Source organism: Empedobacter sp. UBA7611 (assembly GCF_002484365.1).
In the GTDB taxonomy this organism is placed as follows: Bacteria; Bacteroidota; Bacteroidia; order Flavobacteriales; family Weeksellaceae; genus Empedobacter; species Empedobacter falsenii_B.
The window spans coordinates 1-19,184 of the sequence record NZ_DLJR01000023.1; the positions used below are offsets into that span (position 1 = coordinate 1).

Genomic DNA, 19,184 nt, shown 5'->3' on the forward strand with positions numbered 1-19,184 from the left:
GTTTTTAGGGAAGATTACATTCCTATAACAAACCTCCTCTTTAAGTCGGCTTAGAGGCGACATAAAGGTAGCACAGAGGTAGCATAGAACTACTATAAAAATAACTTAGGAATACAATTGAAGAAGTAAAAAACAATTAAAAAGGAGAAAAATAGAAATAAATTCACTATATTTAATTAATTGATTTTCAATATTTAAATATAGTAAATTTATGGCTAAAACAGATAATGAATTTAATATAAATGGTAAATTAGGAAATTTAATTTTTTTTCAACGTAATGGTAAATCTTTTGTCAAAAAATATGCAGGTGGATTTGTTAATAGTTCAGCACAACAGCATCCAAATACAATAGAAGTTAAGAAACGTTTCAAAGAATTATCGATGTTTTCCGCATCCTTCAAGAAAAACATACTACCATTCAACTGGAAACAAAAAGACGGTACTTTTCATAACCAATTGGTTTCATTCTTTTCTACTATAAAAAAAGAAACCAATCAATCTACCATGTACACAGCACTAGTAGAAGCCCACAAAAATGGTAAATTACAACATCGTTCACTCAACAAAAAGTGCAAACTATCCCCATTTTATGTGCAATATAATGCACCAACAAATGAATTAAAAATACAAGCAGGCCTAGTATTCCAACACAAATCCAAATTCCCAAACGCTTATTTAGAAATCAGTATAGGATGGTTGGTTTGCACCGAAGAATTAGAGTTAAACCTTATCAATTTTCAAAATTTCTATGCCACAATAGATAACCTTGCTACACCACTTGCAGAAATTAAGTTATCTCCACAAATACAAGAACAACAAAACTCATCAACAATTTTTCCTTTTATCGGAATATCCATTGTGACACAAAACAACGAACAAGCAAAACTCTTTCATCCTTTTCACTATACACTCACCACATTTCTATAAATAAGAAAGCATAAACTATAATTAGTAAACAGATTTTCATTGTTAATATCATAATTATCGAATAAAATAAATAATGATAAATAAATACGGTTAAAAAAAGTAGAGAAGAGAACATCAAATAATAACTTGCATATTCTTACAAATAAAGTAACTTTGTAAACAACCTAAATTAGAAATACTTAAATATACACATCATGCAACAACCTCTTATTTCGGTTATTGTTCCATGCTACAATCAGTCTATTTATATGGACGAATGCCTACAGTCAGTCTTAGACCAAACCTATCAAAATTGGGAATGTATTATTGTAAATGACGGCTCACCAGACAATACAGAAGAAGTTGCACTACATTGGGTAGAAAAAGATACACGATTTATCTATCTCAAAAAAGAAAACGGAGGCTTGTCTTCTGCCCGAAATGCAGGTATAGAGAAAGCAAAAGGCGAGTGGATATTACCATTAGACTGCGATGATAAAATAGGAAACCAATATTTAGAATTGGCATCTGCTCAATTTAATCATGATTATAAAATAATATATTGTGAAGGCGAAAAATTTGGAGATGAAGTAGGAAAGATGGACTTACCTTCTTTTAGCCAAAAAGGTTTAGCATACAACAATCAAATATTTTGTACCGCATTTTTCAAAAAAACTGACTGGGAAACTGTTAATGGCTATGATGTAAATCTAATATATGGATTGGAAGATTGGGACTTTTGGATTTCCATTTTAAAAAACAATGGAACTGTTAAAAAGCTTGATTACATAGGTTTTTATTACAGAATAAAAGCTAACTCAATGTTGATTACCTTGCAAAATGAAAGATTAATTTCTATGCAAAATTTTATCTTCTACAAGCATTATCATTTTTTTATTGATCACCAAGGGGGTTACCATGAAAATTTAAAAAAAATTAAAAACTTAACTGTCGAATCTAAACAATTACGAAAATTATATGAAAGTAGAGTATTTAGATTATTAAATAAATTCATCGGCTAATATCTATACTTTATAATTAAAATTAAGTGAAAAACGCTTCAAAAAAAATACTTATCGTGGAACTCGGACTACTAAGTCACGAGTCTTTGCGTATTCTAAAGGCTACAAATTTGGATGCTGAAATTTTGAATTTTGATAATGTCAACGAGAAACTTCCCTTCGAATATAAAAAGCCGATTGACAAAGCGCTAAATATTTTTAATAGAAATATTCTTAGAAGAAAAAACTACCTTTCTACTTTAAAAGCCATGCACGATAAAAGATTTTATGATCACATTTTCACTAATTTTTTTAAAAAAAACACTACTCTATATGATTATGTTCTCTTCATTAGTTTAGGCCCATACAGTGAAGATTTAGTGAAAAAGTTTAGTAAAATCTCTAATGATATGGTAGTTTACTTTTGGGACGCCTTAAAGGTTGAACAGATAATTAATCTAAAAAAAACATCAAAATATTTTAAAAGTATATACTCTTTTAATCCTGCAGATGTCCAAAAATATAGAGAACTTAATATACAGCAAGCAACCAATTTCTTCTTTCCAATAAATAGCAATACAATTCCACAAAAAAATAAAATTAGTTATGTTGGTAATTATTCTGTAGCTAGGGCTCAATTAATTTCATCTTTTATATCATATCTTAGTGAGAATTATCAACTTGATATCAATCTTATTAATAGAAGTAGATTAACAATCCATAATCAACCTAGTAAGCATATTAAGGTTCTATATAAAGCACTTTCTTATGATGAGAATTTACTAAAGCTTAGTGACTCTTTTTTAACTTTAGATATAAAGCCAGAATGGCATAATGGCTTAAGTTTTAGATTTTTTGAATCTCTATATTTCAAAAACAAGATCATAACTAATAATGTTGATGTAAAGAATTACGATTTTTATCATCCTGACAACATTTTTATAACAGACTATTCTAATTTTAAAGGCTTGGATGAGTTTCTTAATAAGCCTTATCACGAAATTGATGAAAATATAGTGTTAAAATACAGGTTTGACAATTGGTTAAAAAAAATTCTAAATATAAACTAATGCTACTAAAAGGATTAAATACATTGCGAGCTATTGCTGCCTTAATCGTAGTTTGGAGTCACATAGAATTTATAAAAGGATTATATAATTTACCTCAAATAAATTTTAGGATTTTTCCAAACGCACATTTTTCTGTAACCTTATTTTTTGTATTAAGTGGATTTTTGATTACATATCTTCTACTAAAAGAAAAAGAAAAATATGGAACAATCTCATTCAAAAAATTTTATATAAGAAGGATTTTGCGGATCTGGCCGCTGTATTATCTCATTATTTTTTTATCCCTTATATTATTTAATACGGAGATACCTCGACGTACTTTATTATTATGTCTTTCTATATTTCCGAATATTCCTCCTGCTCTCAAATCTAGTTGGCCAAACAGTCCGCAAATATGGTCAATTGGTGTTGAGGAACAGTTTTATTTATTCTGGCCAATTATCGTATACTTTGTACCTAAAAAATACTTTGTAAAACTAGTATTAGCATTTATAATTATTTATACAGCTCTTCCATTTATTATTAATTACATTAATCTAAATACTATTAACAACGCAAATCTCTTCTCCTTTACCCAGAAGTTTTTCTATCATACAAAATTTAATTGTATGGCTTACGGAGGCTTGCTAGGTTATTTACTTTCTGAAAACAAAAAAAAAATTAAAAATATTTAATAACACGATGTTTTCATTTACCGCAGCATTTTTAGCTTTTTTCATTTGGTTTGCAAAGATAGAATTCTACATTTTTACAGAGGAGGCATACGCTTTCTTTTTTGGAGTTATGATACTAGCCGTTGTTATAAATAGAAAGATTAATATAGATAATTCCGTTACTAATTTTTTAGGAAAGATTTCTTATGGTATATATATGTATCATTGGATGATTATTCTTCTTTTGATAAAATTCTTGGACCAATTAAAAAATACTACGTATTACAATTTTTTACTATATTTTTTATCATTTGGAATTACAATACTTATCTCGTGGATCTCCTTTAATACATTTGAAAAATATTTTCTCAACTTAAAAAAAAAATTTGAAGTTTAGCTAATGCCATCCGCCCTTTTCATATACAAAAACACCAATCTAGCGAAACAGTTTGTAAAACACTTCAGACTGAATGGCTATTCTTTGTATGAATTTTATGATGAGTCTATTCCTTATTATGAGTTTTCGGGATTACAACGTTTGGAGAACATCTTTTACCGAGTTATAAAAAAAGACACGCAACATATCCACAAGATCAATCATCGTAACTTTATTAATCTTACTAATAGAAAATTAAAGCAACTAAAACAACAAAACCTAAAATTTGATTATTGTTTTGTTATTCGTGGTGATTTAATTCCAGAAAATGTGTTAGAATACGCACGTTCGGTTTCTACTAAAATGATCGATTATCAATTGGACGGATTAGCAGTTTCAGAAAAAATATTAGAGTACAATAATCTGTTCGACCAAATATATGTTTTTGATGAACAAGATGTAGTAGATTATCCTAATTATAATTTAAAAGCAATAACCAATTGTTTTTTTGAAGAAGAAAACACTACAGAAAAGTCAATTGACTTCTCTTACATAGGTGTTAATACAGAAAATCGTTTTGATATTTTATCGGATTTTCATGATGTTTTAAAGAGAATTAATCAAGATTCTAAAATCAATTTTTATTTAAAACAAGACGAATTTCATGCCAAATTTTCAGATAAATTAATCATGTTAAACAAGCCTTTTACTTACCAAGAATGTTTGGAAATCAGTAACGAATCTAAGATTTTAATTGATTTAAAGCGAGAAGAGCATGATGGTTTGTCTCTTCGTTTTTTTGAAGCTATGAATTATAATAATAAGATTATAACTAATAATAAATCAGTTGCGAAATATGACTTTTACAATCCTAATAATATCTTTATTACAGATTTCAAAAATTTAGAAGGGTTAGAAAGTTTTATTCAGAAACCTTTTATTAAAATTAGTGATGAGATAATTAATCAATACAACTTTAAGTATTGGATAAATCGTATATTTAGTACATGATTCCTAAAAAAATACATTATTGTTGGTTTGGTAACAATCCAAAACCAACAATTGTAGAATATTGCATTTCTAGCTGGAAAAAATACCTTCCTGAATACGAAATTATTGAGTGGAATGAAGATAACTTTGATGTCACACAAAATGATTTTGTAAAAACAGCCTATCAAAACAAAAAATGGGCTTTTGTATCCGATTTTGTAAGAGCAAAAGCACTATATGAACATGGCGGTTTTTATCTAGATACCGACATGGAAGTTAAAAATACGCTGAATGATTTTTTACATCATCGTGCTGTTTGTGGTTTCGAAATCAAAGGTATTCCATATTCTGCTTTTTGGGGAATAGAAAAAGGGCATGTTTTGGCAACAAAAATTATGGATTATTATCTAAATAATGATTATAAAGAAGAACCTAATACTGCAATTTTTTCCAAATTATTGGTAGAAGAATTTGGTGCTGATGCGAATTATGATAATTATCAAGAACTAAAAGAAGGAATTGCATTATATCCTTCTACTTATTTTTCGTTGGATTTACCGATTAATTATGTAACTCATCATTTTTCAGGTTCTTGGCATGATAGCTGGACAGAAGAGAGAAATACATATAAGGAAATGGTAAATATGTATGGTAGTCTTAATACAATTATTAATGAAAAACATGCGAAAGAACGCATCAAAAATGTTGTCTATAATCATAAAATTTTAGAAATAGATACTGTGCTTGATAAATTCCCTACTCGTTATATTTTTAATTATTTACTTCGTAAAATTTTCAAAAAGAGATGATAAAGAATATCAAAGACGCCATCGCTGTATTGTTAGGCAAAGCAAATGCTTCGGTTATAAAATCTAAACCAGAAATTAAATTCAGAAATGAAGAATTTTCTGTAGAAGAAATGGAATGGCTTAACACTATATCTATCGAGTTTTTGTTCGCAGAATTTGGAGAGAATAGAACGAATGGCGGAGGTTCTAGTTTTGATGATGAGAATAGATTAAATCCTTCTCTTAAAACTTTAAAAGAATATTTTCCAAATGCTAAATATACAGTCTACAGTGATTTTGATCTTCAAATTGATGGTGTAGAATTAATCAAAGTAACTTCTCCAGTTATTGATCCAGATCATCCTAGATATGGTTATCGTACGGCGGATTATTATAAATTTATGGCTTTGGTCAATTCCAAAGCTGACTTCAAATGTATACTGGATAGTGATATGCAAATCGTGTCTTCGGATATAATAGCTTTAATTTATTTGACGCAAAAATTCGGTTTTTGTGTACCATATAACGACAGACAATTATTACGTGTTGATATGCAGATTTCTAAAGATGTACAAGAAATTACTGACATTTCTCGAGGATTAGGTCATTCGTACAACCAAAGTCCTATGACATTATGGAAAAGTAATGAAAGAGGGCATTTATTTTATAAAACTTGTGCTGAGATTATGAAAATAGATCCTTCTCGTGCTTCGTTAGTCATGTGGAAAGCAGCATGGCAAACAGGAGTTTATCCATATATTTTACCAAAACAATGGTGTGTATGTGATTCTGACGAAGGCATCGGTGATGAAATCATCCTACATGTAGGGCATAAAAGTGTTAAAAAGTATTATGAGAAATAAAATTTATTATTTAATACCATTATTACAAATAATCACCATTATTTTTGGAAGTAATTATTTTATTACTGAAACAAACGATTCTTATGATTATTATAAAATATCAAATGATTTGCCTTTTATAAAAAATAGTTTATTCCCTATTTTTTATCCATTTTTGTTAAAAGTTATTAATTTAATTTTTAAAGATTTTTTTATATCATCAAAATTTATAAACTGTTTTTGTATACTTTTCTCTCTTTATATAGCTAAAAAATATTTAAAAGAATGGAAAATATTTTGGATATTAACACTAACTTGGGGATTTAGACCAATAATCTCATATTCGTGGACAGAGGTATTATTAATTCCATTTTTTTTGTTATTCTTTATTAATTTAAAATTATTAATCTATTCATATAAACCTAAAAATTTTATTTGTATAACATTGTTATTTGTATTAATGGTAACAACTAAATACTCATTAATATCAATTATTTTAGGTAGTATTATACTCTCTTTCTTTTTTTACATTCAATCCAAAAATAAAAGCTATTTATTATTACTTTTATCGTGTTTTGTGTCATTGATTATTAGTTTTTTATACTTATCTATAAACAAATTACTAACAGGATATTTTACAGGTGATAGGTCAGCTTTAGGAGATGTTACCACGAATTTACGATTAAGTTTATACAATACGCTTCAAAGCTTTAATCCATTATTTTCAAATTTTACAGAAAGAACACCTTATTTTATAGTTCTAATAATTTTTGCCTTGTTTTTAGTTATTTATTATAGGAGATTTAAAAAAATTATTTTTGTTGGATTAGGTGAGAATATTTTTTTTATTTTATTAAGTTTTTTTTATTTATTGTTTTTGTGGATAACATATTTTTTTACAAGAATTGATGTCTTGAGTATAAGATTATTATTTCCATTCTATATACTTTTTTTTGTTGGTCTTTATATAAATTCTGTGAAAATTAATTTTTATAATGTTATTTTATTTCTTATTATATTGAACATCTTATTTACGATATTTAATCAAATAAAATCAGTTACGTATATTCCAAACTATTTTTAATTATGATAATAGGTAGAGGGTTAATCGCAAATTTATTTACGGAAATTGATTTGGATGAGGTTGTTTTCTTTGCTTCAGGTGTATCTAACTCATCAGAAACGAGGAAAGAAGAGTTTCTTCGTGAGCAAAATCTTGTAGAGCAAACCTTAGTAAATAATCCAGAAAAATTATTTATATACTTCAGTACATGTTCTATTTATGATTCATCTAAATACAATTCACTATATGTGTTACATAAATTACATATCGAAGAAATCATCAAAGAAAAAGCAGAACATTTTCTTGTTTTAAGAGTTAGTAATGCTGTGGGAAGAGGAGGAAACCCAAATTTGTTAATGAATTATTTATCTCGACAAATTTTGAATGACCAGGAATTAGTTGTTCATCAACACGCAACACGTAATTTGATTGATGTAGAAGATGTAAAGAAAATTACATTAAAATACATTAATTTAAAAAAATGGAACAAAATAGTAAATGTAGCGTATTCTGAGAATTTTAATATTCCTGAAATAATACAGGCTTTAGAAAAGAATTATGCTCAATTTGCTAAGAAAATAATAGAGAATAAAGGAGAACATTACTCAATAGATATTCATGAGTTGGATTATGAATTTGAATTAACAAGTAAGGAGAGTTACTTAAAAAATATTATTGATAAGTATTATCCCTCATAACGTTTTTTGAAAATTCTAAAACCAATTGGAGAAGGAAGATTTAATAAAAAATTTTCCTTTTTTTGTTTTTTGGTAAATTCACTAGAAAGATAATCAACTAAACTGAAAGATGGTGCTTTCTGCATTCGTTGATAATTGGTTATAAAATACTCTTTATCTTTCAGTACTTTCCATTGCATTTGTAAAATGGTCTTTTTATAATCGACAATCCAACCTCGTATTAATTTTTTTCGTTTCTCACTTTCTGTTTGATGATAGGATTTTGAAATCCACTCTAAAATAGTTTGATGATTTTCAGAGTTCTTTTTTGTACGATTAAATACGACAGAATTCGCATGTAAATAATAATTATATGTAATATCTTTTATGATAGAAAGCGAATTAATTTTTTCCATAACATGAAACATCCACAATTCGTCTTGCGCATATAATCCTGGAACAAAATAAATTTTATTTTCTTTGATAAAGCTTAATTTAACTAACTTATTCCATGACGAAACAGGAAAAGAACCTCGACAATAAGCTTTGAAAATAGAAAGATTATCTGAATAAACAAGAGTTGAAAAATCTGTAGAAAATCCAAAATCTTTTGTAGAATGGTCAAAAGTATTAATCCAACGATTTTGAGCGATGACCATCTCTGTTTTATTTTCTACAACATTCTTTACTAATTTTTCAATACAATCATTCGTAATATCATCATCACTATCCAAAAAATAAATATATTCTCCATTAGAATGTTCTATGCCAGTATTTCGAACTACAGATAAACCTGCATTTTCTGTATGATGGATTAATTTAATATTTAAATTTGGATTGTCTTGTGTGAACTTATCAATTATTGACAAACTATTGTCAGGTGTACAATCATTAACCAGAATAATCTCGATGTTTTGATAAGTTTGATTTTTAACAGATTCTAAACATCTAAAAATATAATCTTCACATTTGAAAATAGGAATATTTATGCTAATAAGAGGGAAATTTGAAATCAAAGTATTAGATTTTGATAAATTTATTTTGGAAAACAAATTTAATAATATATATTAATTATTAAGTGTTAAAATACAACTTATTATATTTGTAAAAATAAACCTGAAACTATGTTGAATAAAATATTTTTGACCTTAGATAAATTAATAAATAAAGCTAAAAAGAATGAAGCTTTAAAGCTTTTCAAACAAAATTCTAAATCTAGAATTTCAAATGATTTTAAATTGGGAATTAATAATTTTTATGACATTTCTTCATCAGCTCATATCAACATAGAAGAAAATGTAACTATTAATGAATCAAATTATTTGACAGTAAAGAAAGAAGCTAAACTTTCAATAGGTAAAAATACATACATCACAAGAGCTACGATTTCGTGTTTAGGAGAAATAACAATTGGAGAAAATTGTATTTTAGGAGAAGGGATGAAATTGTTTGATCATAATCATCAGTATACAAAAGAACCATTTTCAGTTTCTAAAACAGATTTTAATATTGGTTTTATTAAAATAGGTAATAATGTTTGGACTGGAGCAAATGTTGTTATCCTAAAAGATGTTACGATCGGTGATAATGTAATAATAGGTGCAGGTTGTGTGATTCACAAAGATGTACCCGCCAATTCGATAATAGTGAATAAACAAGAACAATTAGTAAAGCTGTTGTAATATGAAATTCTCTGTTTTAATCGCTCATTATAACAATTGGAATTATTTCCAAGAATGTTATCAATCTATTCTAAATCAAACTTATCTCGATTATGAAATGATAATTGTAGATGATTGTTCTAACGATGGATCTTATGAAAAACTCATGGAATTATCGAAGCAGGATGATAAAATTAAATTATTCCGTAATTCAGCAAACAAAAAAGTTGGGTATACCAAAAGAAGATGCGTTGAGGAAGCAAGTGGTGATATTTGTGGATTTGTGGATCCTGATGATAGGATTGTGGCTAATGCATTGGAAGATGTTATGGATGCGTACAAAAATAATGCGGACATCATTTCAACATATTCCAAAATTAAATTAATTGATGAATTTTCACAAGAAAAGGGTGAGTTTAACTTGACAAAAAAGATAAAAAATAATCATAAAACGTTTTTTAATATCAATTTTGAAGTGGCTCATTTTTTTACGTTCAAGAAAGAGATTTATGATCAAACACAGGGAATAAATCCAAAGTTAATTATTTCTGAAGATCAAGATTTATACATGAAATTATACGAGTTAGGCGAGTTTTACTTTATTGATTCTTTCCAGTACTTATACCGCATTCATGATAAAGGTATTTCGCAAAATAAGAATAAAACAATACAACAAAAAGAAGATTGGCATCAAGTTTTAAATGATACTTGTAAAAGAAGAGGTATTGATAAGTTGTATGGTAAAAATGTGGATGATATAGGATATTTACCAAAGTTTATCTTTGAAAAAGAGAATACTTTCTGGAAGAAGTTAAAACGAAGATTTTTATGACCACAATTATTATCAAATCGTTTAACCGACCGTATTATTTGGAGCGATGTTTAAGTTCAATTTATAGTTGTGTAAAAGGTAATTTTGAAATTAAAATTTTGGATGATGGTACGCCGAAAAGGTATTTAGAAGTTATTAAATCAAAATTTCCAAATGTTAAAATTATTACTTCGAGTCAATACCAAGATAAGATAACAGCAATTGAAGATAATATCACAAAAGGCGATATAATTGATGGTTTTACAATTCCAACAGATTTATGGTTTAAAGCAGTTAAATCTTCGTCAGATTATGTTTTGGTAACGGAAGATGATGTGTGGTTTACCAATCCTATCAACATTGATGAGGTTGTAAAGGAAATGAAATCTTTTTCTACTCCTTTGCTAAAATTAGGTTGGTTAGGTAACAATATTGAAAATGAATATTGTGAATTATCTGAAATTTCGAATAATATAACTTCTTTAAAACCTAAAAATTTGTTCACTTCGAACAAGTTTGTGATGGATTTGTTTATGTACAACAAATACAAATTCTTTACAGTTTTATATAAATTAGGATTGGTTGATAATAAAACTAAACGGAAATATTGGTCTTTAAACTCAATTTTAATGGGCTTATATCAAAAAGAATATTGGTTAGCAATTTGGGCAGATGCCAAAGGAAAAGTTGATGAAAAGCAACAATTAAGAAATGCAGCTGCTTGGTATTACAAAAATAAAAAGGCAATTTTTGCAAGAACTAATCAAGAGGTTCTAAAAACCACCTTCAAATCATCTGCAACAGGTTCATATCACGAATATGGAAATCATTTTGATGTGAATCGAATGAATTTTATCTTAAACGAAGCTTGGTTAAATAAAGAGTTTGACGCCATGCAAAATTATCCAAAAGATTTTTCTGATGACTATATCAAATCTTTTTTAGATAAAGAAAATCATCCTGATGCACAATATGATGAATGGTTTAAATGGGCTGAAAATTTTCGCCAACAATACAGAAATTTAGGAGCAGAAGTTGATAATTAAAAATATAATACCATAAAAAAACCTCAACGTAGTTGAGGTTTTTTTCTATAAAGATTAATCTTATTCCTGAATTAAAAGTCGGAATCCTTCACCGTGAATATTCACGATTTCTACTGCTGGATCTTTCTTCAAATACTTACGTAATTTCGCAATATATACGTCCATAGAACGTGATGTAAAGTAATTATCATCGTGCCAAATACGTGTTAAGGCAATCTCACGAGGCATTAAATCATTTTTGTAAACTGCCAATAAACGTAATAATTCGTTTTCTTTTGGCGAAAGTTTTTGTGATTTACCATCGTAAATTAATTGTCTCAATTTTGCATTGAACGTAAACTTACCAATTTTGAAATCTTCTTGTTCAAACTTTTCTTCTTCACCAGAATTACGTTGTAAAACAGCTTTTATTTTGTACAATAAAACTTCCGAATCAAATGGTTTTAAGACATAATCGTCTGCTCCAATTTTGTAACCATTCAAAACATCCTCGCGCATGTTTTTCGCTGTTAAAAATATAATTGGTTGTTCACTTTTTAGTTCTTTGATCTCTTTTCCTAATGTAAAACCATCTTTTTTAGGCATCATTACATCAAGGATGCATAGATCATAATCACTTTCTTTAAATTTGGCAAGACCGTCCTCACCATCGATTGCGTGCGTTACGTCAAAATCGTTTATAACCAAATAATCCTTTAATACACTTCCGAAGCTTGGATCATCTTCTACTAAAAGTAATCGTTGTTTATCACTCATTGATCTATGATTTTAGAGGAATTTTAATGAAAAAAGTACTTCCTTTTCCTGCTGAACTTTCTGCCCAAACTTGTCCGCCGTGAAGCTGAACGATTTTTTTGACATAAGCCAACCCAAGTCCATGACCTTTTACATTGTGTATATTTCCCGTTTCTTCTCTATAAAATTGTTCAAATATTTTTTTCAGAACGTTTTGCGACATACCCATTCCTTTATCAGAAATTTCAATTAAAAAATTGTTGTCTTTGTTGTATGTTTTTACTCTAATCTCCGGTGTGTTTGGAGAGTATTTTCGAGCATTATCCAATACATTAATAACGATATTCTCTAAATGGAACGGATCTCCTTTTACAAATGATTGTTCAGCATTGTATTCTTCAAATATTGTACCATTTCTTTCTTCTACAATAAATCTTATCGGCTCAACACTTTTTTGTACAATGCCATTCAAATTTACTTCCTGAAAATTCATATCCATTTGATTGCGATCAAGCTTCGACATTCGTAAGACCATCTCAACGTGAGCATTCATACGTTTGTTTTCTTGTTTGATCAAATCGGCATAATATTTCACCTTTTCGGGATCAGTAAATATCTTTTCATTACGCAATGCATCAGACGCAATATTAATGGTTGCAATAGGCGTTTTGAATTCGTGCGTCATATTATTGATGAAATCTGTCTTGATTTCCGAACTTTTGCGTTGCAATTGCATGTAATAAATTGACAAGGAGAAAACCGTAATGATAATCATGGTTAAGATAAATGTCAATGAAATAACTGGAACAGTTGGTGCAACAATGGCTAAATTTCTGTTAACAAAATTCGCTGCCAGATAATATTCGATATGATCCTTTCTATCCAAAAATAGTGGAACCATAAACTCGATTTTATTGCGATCGAAATCTTTTGATTTGACATTTGTTTCTGTCGAATCTTTTTTCAAAACTGCCAAAATTGGCATTGCTTGATGAATTCCTCTGTTACGTAATTCGTTTTTCAATATCGAATCTAACATCGCATAATTCACACGTTTGTCGATTGGCGTAGAACCAGCATCCCAACGCGCAGCACTTTCCAGCGTAAATGTTCCGTCTTGTAAAGCGTGCTCAAAATTCAAATTCAGATTTGGAATTCCTCTTGCAGAAGAATCTTTGTCTATTTTGAAAACGCGTTCTTGCGAATAAATATTCGCTTTCGTTAAGCTGTCATTGTATTTTCCAGATGACGGCAACATCGATTTTTCGACCACATAGCGCGTTACATAAGCGTACGTTACACCAAGCGAATCTTTGATGACTTGATTGGTTACAACTTGCGGTTTATCTTTATTTGATTTTAAATCAGATTGTATATTATTGAATTTCTTATAATAACGCTCTAATTCGTTTTTATTTATTTTCTCAGTTGTATAATTCATCGCTTGGTACACATTGTTGTTAAAACTGTCTGTACCATTCTGAATTGTCAAGTTTAGCCAATAGAATTGAATAATTATCAATCCTATAAGCGCAACACTCATGATAACGATTAAGATTTTATAAAATCCTTTTTTCATTTATTTTTTATTGAATGATTAAAAATAGTTTAATCTTTTCTAATTTCTATCTTTTTGTTAAAATTTGGACGATTAAATCATTTTTTTGATTTTGATAAACGTTTGTTCCACTTCATTTTTCAAGTGAGCTAAATCGCCATTATTATCAATAATAAAATCTGATTTAGCAATTCGTTCTTCGTCCGAAATCTGATTGTTTATTCTCGCACGAATTTCTTCTCGTGATAAACCATCTCTTTCTATAGTTCGTGCAATTCGCGTTTCTATATCGGCCACTACACTTATCACAACATCGCAATCTTTGTAACTACCACTTTCTATTAAAATGGCAGCTTCTTTCATCACAATATCCGATTTTTGAGCTTTTTTCCAATCCTCAAAATCTTGGAAAACTGCTGGATGAACAATTGAATTTAATAGCTTCAATTTTTCATTATTCTGAAAAACTTGTTTTGATATAAATGGTTTATTCAAACCATTTTCATTGTAAGCTTTTTCACCAAAAGCCGCAATAATTTTAACTTTTACTTCAGAGTTTTCATTCTGAATCGTTTTCGCTCTTGTATCAGAATTATATACCGGTATACCTAATTCTTCGAAGAATTTTGCTGCTGTACTTTTGCCAGAGCCTATTCCGCCAGTAATTCCTGCTACAAAAGGTTGGTTGTTTTTCATGGTTTGAAGTTAAAAAAATGCCGAAGAATAATTCCTTCGGCAATCAGTTAAATATATGTTAACCTTAAACTTAGTTTTTTTCTTCAACTGCTTTTTCTGATTTCTCAGCTTTGTCAGTCGTTTTTGAATAACGTGCAGCAGTTAATTCGCGAGAAATTGCAGCCTTTTCAAATTTAATTTTTCCAGCTCCAGTTTCAATGATAACAGCGTCGTCATAAATTTCGTTGATTTTCCCGTGAATTCCAGAAGTTGTTACAACTTGATCACCACGTTTGATATCCGTTTGAAATTGTTTTTCTTGTTTTGCTTTCTTTTGTTGAGGACGAATCATGAAAAAGTACATAATTACGAACATCCCTCCGAACATCAAAAGCATAGACATTCCTCCGCCTTGTGCGCCAGCTTGTAAAAAGATTGTTTGAATCATTTTTATATTTTATCGATTTAATACTTATTGTCCAAATGCTTGTTGCGCATTTTGATCATTTGCAGTAGCTCCAACAACGTTTGCAGAAATGTCAAATTTCTCATGACCATTTGTTGTGTTTGTTACTAAAGTTACTGTTTTTTGTTGTTTTCCGTTCATGTTTCCAGCTGTGTAAACAACTTTGATAGAATCTGTAGCTCCTACTGCAATTGGAGTAGAAGGGAATTCAGGAACTGTACAACCACAAGTTGCAGACGCATCGCGAATAACTAATGGAGATTTACCATCGTTTTTGAACTTGATATATGTTTCTACTTTATTGTTAGCTTGTACATCGCCAAAATCGTGATTTGCTTCTGCTAATGTTAAAACTGGAGCTGTAGCTGGATCTACAACATTTTCAGCTTGTTGAGCTGTTTCTTCTGCTGTAAAATTGTCGCTAGCTTTTTTTTCTCCACAAGAGCTGATTGCGAATGATAATGCAAATGCACCTAAAATAAATAATTTACTTTTCATTTTTATAATTATTTGTCTTAGTCAAAATTAAGAAAAAATAGTGATTATAATAAACCTCTACCGTATTTTGGTAAATTATTATTGTCTTTTAACTCTTTTAATGTTTTATCTAAGATTCCGTTAACAAAAACACGCGATTTTTCTGTTGAATAACTTTTCGCTAATTCCACATATTCGTTAATCGTAACTTTTGCAGGAATATTTGAGAAATATAAAAACTCTGTCAAAGCCATTTCCAAAATAATCAAATCGATTGTTGCAATACGATCTAATTCCCAGTTTTGAGCTTTTTCGTCAATAATTTTTCTAGTTTCTGCTTGGTGACGAATAGTTTTACGGAATAATTCTTCAGTAAATTTTTTGTCATCTAAATCTTTGTAAACTTTGAACAAAGAAATCAACGGAGAACTGTTTTGACGGAACGATTTTATCGTTGTATGCACCATTGCATTTGCAATATGTACATCGTCTGCCCACGTGATCTGAATTCCTTCTAAGTAATCGTGCAAATCTTCATATTCAGCAATAAATTCTACGAAAAAGTTCAAGATAAATTCTTTGTCTTCTTCAAAAGAATGTTTGTCGCTGCTCATGTACGTTTTGTACAATTCACTTTCTGTCAAATTTTTAAAGATATTGTTTGGATAAGAATCATAAATATCCCAAAGTAAAAATTTGTTGTCATTTGAATAACGAGATAATTCAAGATTTTGTTCAATAATTTTGAATACTTTATTCTGAACAAATTTTAAATTTGGATTTAAATCTTCTTGGGTTGGAAAGTTTTTTGATTTTGCAAGTTCAATTTTATGCTCTGCAATGTCCTTTTGAACTTTAATCAAATTTAGGAGATAAATGTACAAATCGTAGATTTGATCGATACTTTTCATCATATTTTTCTCGACCGCTCTTTCTTCGCCTTCAGTTCCTAAACTATTGTAAGCATAGATATTCTGCATTACTTTTTCGCGTAGTTGTCTTCTTCCCAACATAATTTCAATGATATAACGTCTAATAAATTGATGCAAAGGTAAAAAAAAGAATGTAATTTTGTTTTGTGAAATCATTACAAAAGTTAAATAAATTTTTATGGAAGTATAAATGGAGAATATTTTTGGGCTTCATTTTTACGATTTGTGCCAACTGGGTGCAGGTTTATTCCGTTACATATATTAGAGAAGCAATCAATACAGTTGAAGAATTGCTACGAAATTTTAAGAAAGAAGGAACAAATAATCTCGATCTTTTGAAAGATGGTTTGATGTATGCCAGTTTGGCTTTTTTCTTTTTTAAAGTTTTGGGAGGAGTTTTGACGGTTGGTACACGACAAATGATTATTGTGGCATCGCGTTATATTGAGTTCGATTTGAAAAATGTGATTTACGATAAATATCAAAAATTATCGTTGTCCTTTTACAAAAAACACAAAACGGGCGATTTGATGAATCGGATTACCGAAGATGTCGGATTGGTACGTATGTATCTTGGACCTGGAATTATGTATCCGATTGATTTGGTGTCACGAGTAGTTATTATTGCATATTTTATGTTGCAAATTGATAAGCAATTAACGCTTTATACATTAGCTCCTTTGCCTATTTTATCATTGTTAATTTATAATGTTGCACGAAATATTAACAAGAAAAGTAAGCGCGTACAAGAACAACAATCTACGATTTCGTCGTCTGTACAAGATACTTTTGCTGGAATTCGCGTGATAAAATCATTCAATTCAGAAGAATTTATAAAATCTAAATACGAAGTAGAAGCAGACGAATATCAGAAACGTGCACTTAATTTAGCTCAAATTCAGGCAGCCTTTGGCCCTTTGATGGTTGTTGTAGTTGGTGTGAGTAATTTGGTGATTTTGTATTTGGGAGGAGTAAAATATATAGAAGGAACAATGGATATTGGTTCTATTGCTCAATTTTTCCTTTACCTAAATATGTTAATTTGGCCATTTACTTCCTTAGGTTGGATTACGATGGTTGTACAGCGTGCAGAAGCGTCGATGTTTCGTATCAACGAATTTTTGAATGCTGAAACAGATGTAAAAGAGAAACAATTAGTCAATCATGAAGTAGAAGGTACAATCGAATTTAAAAATGTGACGTATATCTACGAAAACACTGGAATTAAAGCGTTGGATAATGTTTCGTTCAAAATTAATAAAGGTGAAACTTTAGCGATTCTTGGAAAAACTGGTTCAGGGAAATCGACAATTGCTTTGTTAGTTGCGCGTTCGTTGGAACCGACTTCTGGTGAAATTTTGATTGATGGTAAAAATATTCATGATATTAATGTAGAATCTATTCGAGAAGAAATTGGTTATGTACCGCAAGAAGCTTTCCTTTTCTCGGATTCGTTAACCAATAATATTTTGTTTGGTTCTGATGATACTGATGAACAAACTGCTGAAGTTTTTGCGAAGAAAGCGGTTGTTCATGATAATATTGATCGATTTAAAGAACGTTATGAAACAGTTGTTGGAGAACGTGGAGTGACACTTTCTGGTGGTCAAAAACAACGTGTTTCTATAGCTCGTGCTTTGGTGAATGATCCGAAAATATTAATATTTGATGATAGTTTGTCAGCTGTAGATACCGAAACAGAAGAACAAATCTTAAATAATTTATCTTCTGAAATTAATGGTAAAACGACCATCATTATTACGCATCGTGTATCTTCTGCAAAACGTGCTGATCAGATTTTGGTTTTAGAAGATGGTCATGTTTTAGAAAATGGTTCGAACAGTGAATTATTAAATAAGCATGGTTATTATTATGAATTGTACAATAAACAACTGCTAGATTAAGTTTATTAATAGAGATTTAATAAAATAATAGAAAATATTTGCTTAAAATGTTGTTGTTTTCTTAATTTTTTTTAGATTTGTTAGGAAACATTTAACAATTAAACTCTATTTAGACTTATGAATGATTTTGAAAACCAAGAAAAGGTGGATGCAGAAGGAGTCTTTTCAAAGGTATTAAGGGCTGGGAGAAGAACTTATTTCTTCGATGTTCGCGAAACAAGAGCAGGTGATTATTACTTGACGATTACAGAAAGTAAAAAAAATACGCAGGACGATGGAAATGTGTATTACAAAAAACATAAAATCTACTTGTACAAAGAAGATTTTGAAAGCTTTAAGGAAATGTTAGACGAAACGACTGATTTTGTTTTTGCACAAAAAGGACAAGAGGTAATTTCGGAAAGACATCAGAAAGATTTTGATCCAAAAAGTAAAGTTGTGAGTAAAGAGGAAACGCAAGTAGAATCTTTTACCAATATCGATTTTGACGATATATAGACTTTACTAAATATGCGTAAAAAGAAACCTCCGCTCAAATTATTGAGCGGAGGT

The 19,184-nt window shown here is 29.3% G+C and carries 21 protein-coding genes; 14 read left to right on the forward strand and 7 right to left on the reverse strand.

Going from position 1 to position 19,184, the window contains the following annotated elements; all coding sequences use genetic code 11:
- Nucleotides 1–211: 211 nt before the first annotated feature.
- The 9 genes from B3R94_RS03065 (at nt 212) to B3R94_RS03100 (ending at nt 8,388) form a co-directional block, all read left to right on the forward strand.
- Complete coding sequence (locus B3R94_RS03065) at nt 212–928, forward strand: hypothetical protein (protein WP_291098570.1); 717 nt, start codon at nt 212–214, stop codon at nt 926–928.
- A 194-nt stretch (nt 929–1,122) separates the two neighbouring features.
- Complete coding sequence (locus B3R94_RS03070) at nt 1,123–1,929, forward strand: glycosyltransferase family 2 protein (protein WP_291098573.1); 807 nt, start codon at nt 1,123–1,125, stop codon at nt 1,927–1,929.
- 26 nt (nt 1,930–1,955) lie between these two features.
- Nucleotides 1,956–2,978 (forward strand): hypothetical protein, encoded by a 1,023-nt coding sequence (locus B3R94_RS03075; RefSeq protein ID WP_286474975.1) that lies wholly within the window; start codon nt 1,956–1,958, stop codon nt 2,976–2,978.
- Nucleotides 2,978–3,652: an acyltransferase family protein gene (locus tag B3R94_RS14195; protein ID WP_349680736.1), complete on the forward strand. Its 675-nt coding sequence runs from the start codon at nt 2,978–2,980 to the stop codon at nt 3,650–3,652. The genes B3R94_RS03075 and B3R94_RS14195 overlap by 1 nt, the downstream gene beginning before the upstream one ends.
- Nucleotides 3,653–3,659: 7 nt before the next feature.
- Nucleotides 3,660–4,028, forward strand: a complete 369-nt coding sequence (locus tag B3R94_RS14200) for an acyltransferase family protein (protein ID WP_349680737.1) — start codon at nt 3,660–3,662, stop codon at nt 4,026–4,028.
- A gap of 3 nt (nt 4,029–4,031) precedes the next feature.
- On the forward strand, nt 4,032–5,018 hold the full coding sequence (locus tag B3R94_RS03085) for a hypothetical protein (RefSeq protein ID WP_291098578.1): 987 nt from the start codon (nt 4,032–4,034) through the stop codon (nt 5,016–5,018).
- The gene (locus tag B3R94_RS03090) at nt 5,015–5,806 is read left to right on the forward strand and encodes a glycosyltransferase family 32 protein (protein ID WP_114998910.1); all 792 of its coding nucleotides are present in this window, start codon (nt 5,015–5,017) and stop codon (nt 5,804–5,806) included. Before B3R94_RS03085 ends, B3R94_RS03090 begins: the two co-directional genes overlap by 4 nt.
- The gene (locus B3R94_RS03095) at nt 5,803–6,648 is read left to right on the forward strand and encodes a hypothetical protein (protein ID WP_291098583.1); all 846 of its coding nucleotides are present in this window, start codon (nt 5,803–5,805) and stop codon (nt 6,646–6,648) included. The genes B3R94_RS03090 and B3R94_RS03095 overlap by 4 nt, the downstream gene beginning before the upstream one ends.
- Before the next feature lie 1,065 nt (nt 6,649–7,713).
- Nucleotides 7,714–8,388 (forward strand): NAD-dependent epimerase/dehydratase family protein, encoded by a 675-nt coding sequence (locus B3R94_RS03100; RefSeq protein WP_291098586.1) that lies wholly within the window; start codon nt 7,714–7,716, stop codon nt 8,386–8,388.
- On the opposite strand, the gene B3R94_RS03105 is transcribed toward B3R94_RS03100, so the two are convergent.
- A complete protein-coding gene (locus tag B3R94_RS03105; protein ID WP_291098589.1) occupies nt 8,376–9,383 on the reverse strand; it encodes a glycosyltransferase family 2 protein in 1,008 nt (335 codons plus the stop codon). The genes B3R94_RS03100 and B3R94_RS03105 overlap by 13 nt on opposite strands.
- 108 nt (nt 9,384–9,491) lie before the next feature.
- Here B3R94_RS03105 and B3R94_RS03110 point away from each other — a divergent pair, with 108 nt between their 5' ends.
- From B3R94_RS03110 to B3R94_RS03120, 3 genes are read left to right on the forward strand one after another with little or no spacing between them, the layout of a single operon-like run.
- Complete coding sequence (locus tag B3R94_RS03110; RefSeq protein WP_291098592.1) at nt 9,492–10,049, forward strand: acyltransferase; 558 nt, start codon at nt 9,492–9,494, stop codon at nt 10,047–10,049.
- Nucleotide 10,050: 1 nt separating this feature from the next.
- Nucleotides 10,051–10,860: a glycosyltransferase family 2 protein gene (locus B3R94_RS03115; protein WP_291098595.1), complete on the forward strand. Its 810-nt coding sequence runs from the start codon at nt 10,051–10,053 to the stop codon at nt 10,858–10,860.
- Nucleotides 10,857–11,885 (forward strand): glycosyltransferase, encoded by a 1,029-nt coding sequence (locus tag B3R94_RS03120; RefSeq protein WP_291098598.1) that lies wholly within the window; start codon nt 10,857–10,859, stop codon nt 11,883–11,885. Before B3R94_RS03115 ends, B3R94_RS03120 begins: the two co-directional genes overlap by 4 nt.
- 60 nt (nt 11,886–11,945) lie before the next feature.
- On the opposite strand, the gene B3R94_RS03125 is transcribed toward B3R94_RS03120, so the two are convergent.
- The 6 genes from B3R94_RS03125 to nusB form a co-directional block, all read right to left on the reverse strand.
- Entirely contained in the window at nt 11,946–12,641 is a 696-nt protein-coding gene (locus tag B3R94_RS03125; RefSeq protein WP_019974263.1) for a response regulator transcription factor, read from the reverse strand.
- A 4-nt stretch (nt 12,642–12,645) separates the two neighbouring features.
- The gene (locus B3R94_RS03130) at nt 12,646–14,199 is read right to left on the reverse strand and encodes a sensor histidine kinase (RefSeq protein ID WP_038331121.1); all 1,554 of its coding nucleotides are present in this window, start codon (nt 14,197–14,199) and stop codon (nt 12,646–12,648) included.
- 72 nt (nt 14,200–14,271) lie between these two features.
- A complete protein-coding gene (gene coaE / locus B3R94_RS03135; protein ID WP_291098601.1) occupies nt 14,272–14,874 on the reverse strand; it encodes a dephospho-CoA kinase in 603 nt (200 codons plus the stop codon).
- Between the two features lie 70 nt (nt 14,875–14,944).
- Entirely contained in the window at nt 14,945–15,301 is a 357-nt protein-coding gene (gene yajC / locus B3R94_RS03140) for a preprotein translocase subunit YajC (protein WP_125350678.1), read from the reverse strand.
- A 24-nt stretch (nt 15,302–15,325) separates the two neighbouring features.
- The gene (locus B3R94_RS03145) at nt 15,326–15,817 is read right to left on the reverse strand and encodes a DUF1573 domain-containing protein (RefSeq protein ID WP_038331125.1); all 492 of its coding nucleotides are present in this window, start codon (nt 15,815–15,817) and stop codon (nt 15,326–15,328) included.
- Between the two features lie 44 nt (nt 15,818–15,861).
- Nucleotides 15,862–16,884 (reverse strand): transcription antitermination factor NusB, encoded by a 1,023-nt coding sequence (nusB, locus tag B3R94_RS03150; RefSeq protein WP_291098603.1) that lies wholly within the window; start codon nt 16,882–16,884, stop codon nt 15,862–15,864.
- Here nusB and B3R94_RS03155 point away from each other — a divergent pair.
- Nucleotides 16,875–18,632, forward strand: a complete 1,758-nt coding sequence (locus tag B3R94_RS03155; protein ID WP_291098605.1) for an ABC transporter ATP-binding protein — start codon at nt 16,875–16,877, stop codon at nt 18,630–18,632. The genes nusB and B3R94_RS03155 overlap by 10 nt on opposite strands.
- 117 nt (nt 18,633–18,749) lie before the next feature.
- Nucleotides 18,750–19,130 carry a PUR family DNA/RNA-binding protein gene (locus tag B3R94_RS03160; RefSeq protein WP_219035017.1) on the forward strand — a complete coding sequence of 127 codons (381 nt, stop codon included), beginning with the start codon at nt 18,750–18,752 and terminating at the stop codon, nt 19,128–19,130.
- Nucleotides 19,131–19,184: the final 54 nt, after the last annotated feature.

Bases quoted from the DNA above. Each gene is read 5' to 3' on its own strand.
- B3R94_RS03125 (WP_019974263.1), bottom strand. From the start codon at position 12,641: ATGAGTGATAAACAACGATTACTTTTAGTAGAAGATGATCCAAGCTTC.
- B3R94_RS03065 (WP_291098570.1), top strand. From the start codon at position 212: ATGGCTAAAACAGATAATGAATTTAATATAAATGGTAAATTAGGAAAT.
- coaE (WP_291098601.1), bottom strand. From the start codon at position 14,874: ATGAAAAACAACCAACCTTTTGTAGCAGGAATTACTGGCGGAATAGGC.
- B3R94_RS03160 (WP_219035017.1), top strand. From the start codon at position 18,750: ATGAATGATTTTGAAAACCAAGAAAAGGTGGATGCAGAAGGAGTCTTT.
- B3R94_RS03110 (WP_291098592.1), top strand. From the start codon at position 9,492: ATGTTGAATAAAATATTTTTGACCTTAGATAAATTAATAAATAAAGCT.
- yajC (WP_125350678.1), bottom strand. From the start codon at position 15,301: ATGATTCAAACAATCTTTTTACAAGCTGGCGCACAAGGCGGAGGAATG.
- B3R94_RS03085 (WP_291098578.1), top strand. From the start codon at position 4,032: ATGCCATCCGCCCTTTTCATATACAAAAACACCAATCTAGCGAAACAG.
- B3R94_RS14200 (WP_349680737.1), top strand. From the start codon at position 3,660: ATGTTTTCATTTACCGCAGCATTTTTAGCTTTTTTCATTTGGTTTGCA.
- B3R94_RS03090 (WP_114998910.1), top strand. From the start codon at position 5,015: ATGATTCCTAAAAAAATACATTATTGTTGGTTTGGTAACAATCCAAAA.
- B3R94_RS03120 (WP_291098598.1), top strand. From the start codon at position 10,857: ATGACCACAATTATTATCAAATCGTTTAACCGACCGTATTATTTGGAG.
- B3R94_RS03115 (WP_291098595.1), top strand. From the start codon at position 10,051: ATGAAATTCTCTGTTTTAATCGCTCATTATAACAATTGGAATTATTTC.
- B3R94_RS03130 (WP_038331121.1), bottom strand. From the start codon at position 14,199: ATGAAAAAAGGATTTTATAAAATCTTAATCGTTATCATGAGTGTTGCG.
- nusB (WP_291098603.1), bottom strand. From the start codon at position 16,884: ATGATTTCACAAAACAAAATTACATTCTTTTTTTTACCTTTGCATCAA.
- B3R94_RS03070 (WP_291098573.1), top strand. From the start codon at position 1,123: ATGCAACAACCTCTTATTTCGGTTATTGTTCCATGCTACAATCAGTCT.
- B3R94_RS14195 (WP_349680736.1), top strand. From the start codon at position 2,978: ATGCTACTAAAAGGATTAAATACATTGCGAGCTATTGCTGCCTTAATC.
- B3R94_RS03095 (WP_291098583.1), top strand. From the start codon at position 5,803: ATGATAAAGAATATCAAAGACGCCATCGCTGTATTGTTAGGCAAAGCA.
- B3R94_RS03100 (WP_291098586.1), top strand. From the start codon at position 7,714: ATGATAATAGGTAGAGGGTTAATCGCAAATTTATTTACGGAAATTGAT.
- B3R94_RS03145 (WP_038331125.1), bottom strand. From the start codon at position 15,817: ATGAAAAGTAAATTATTTATTTTAGGTGCATTTGCATTATCATTCGCA.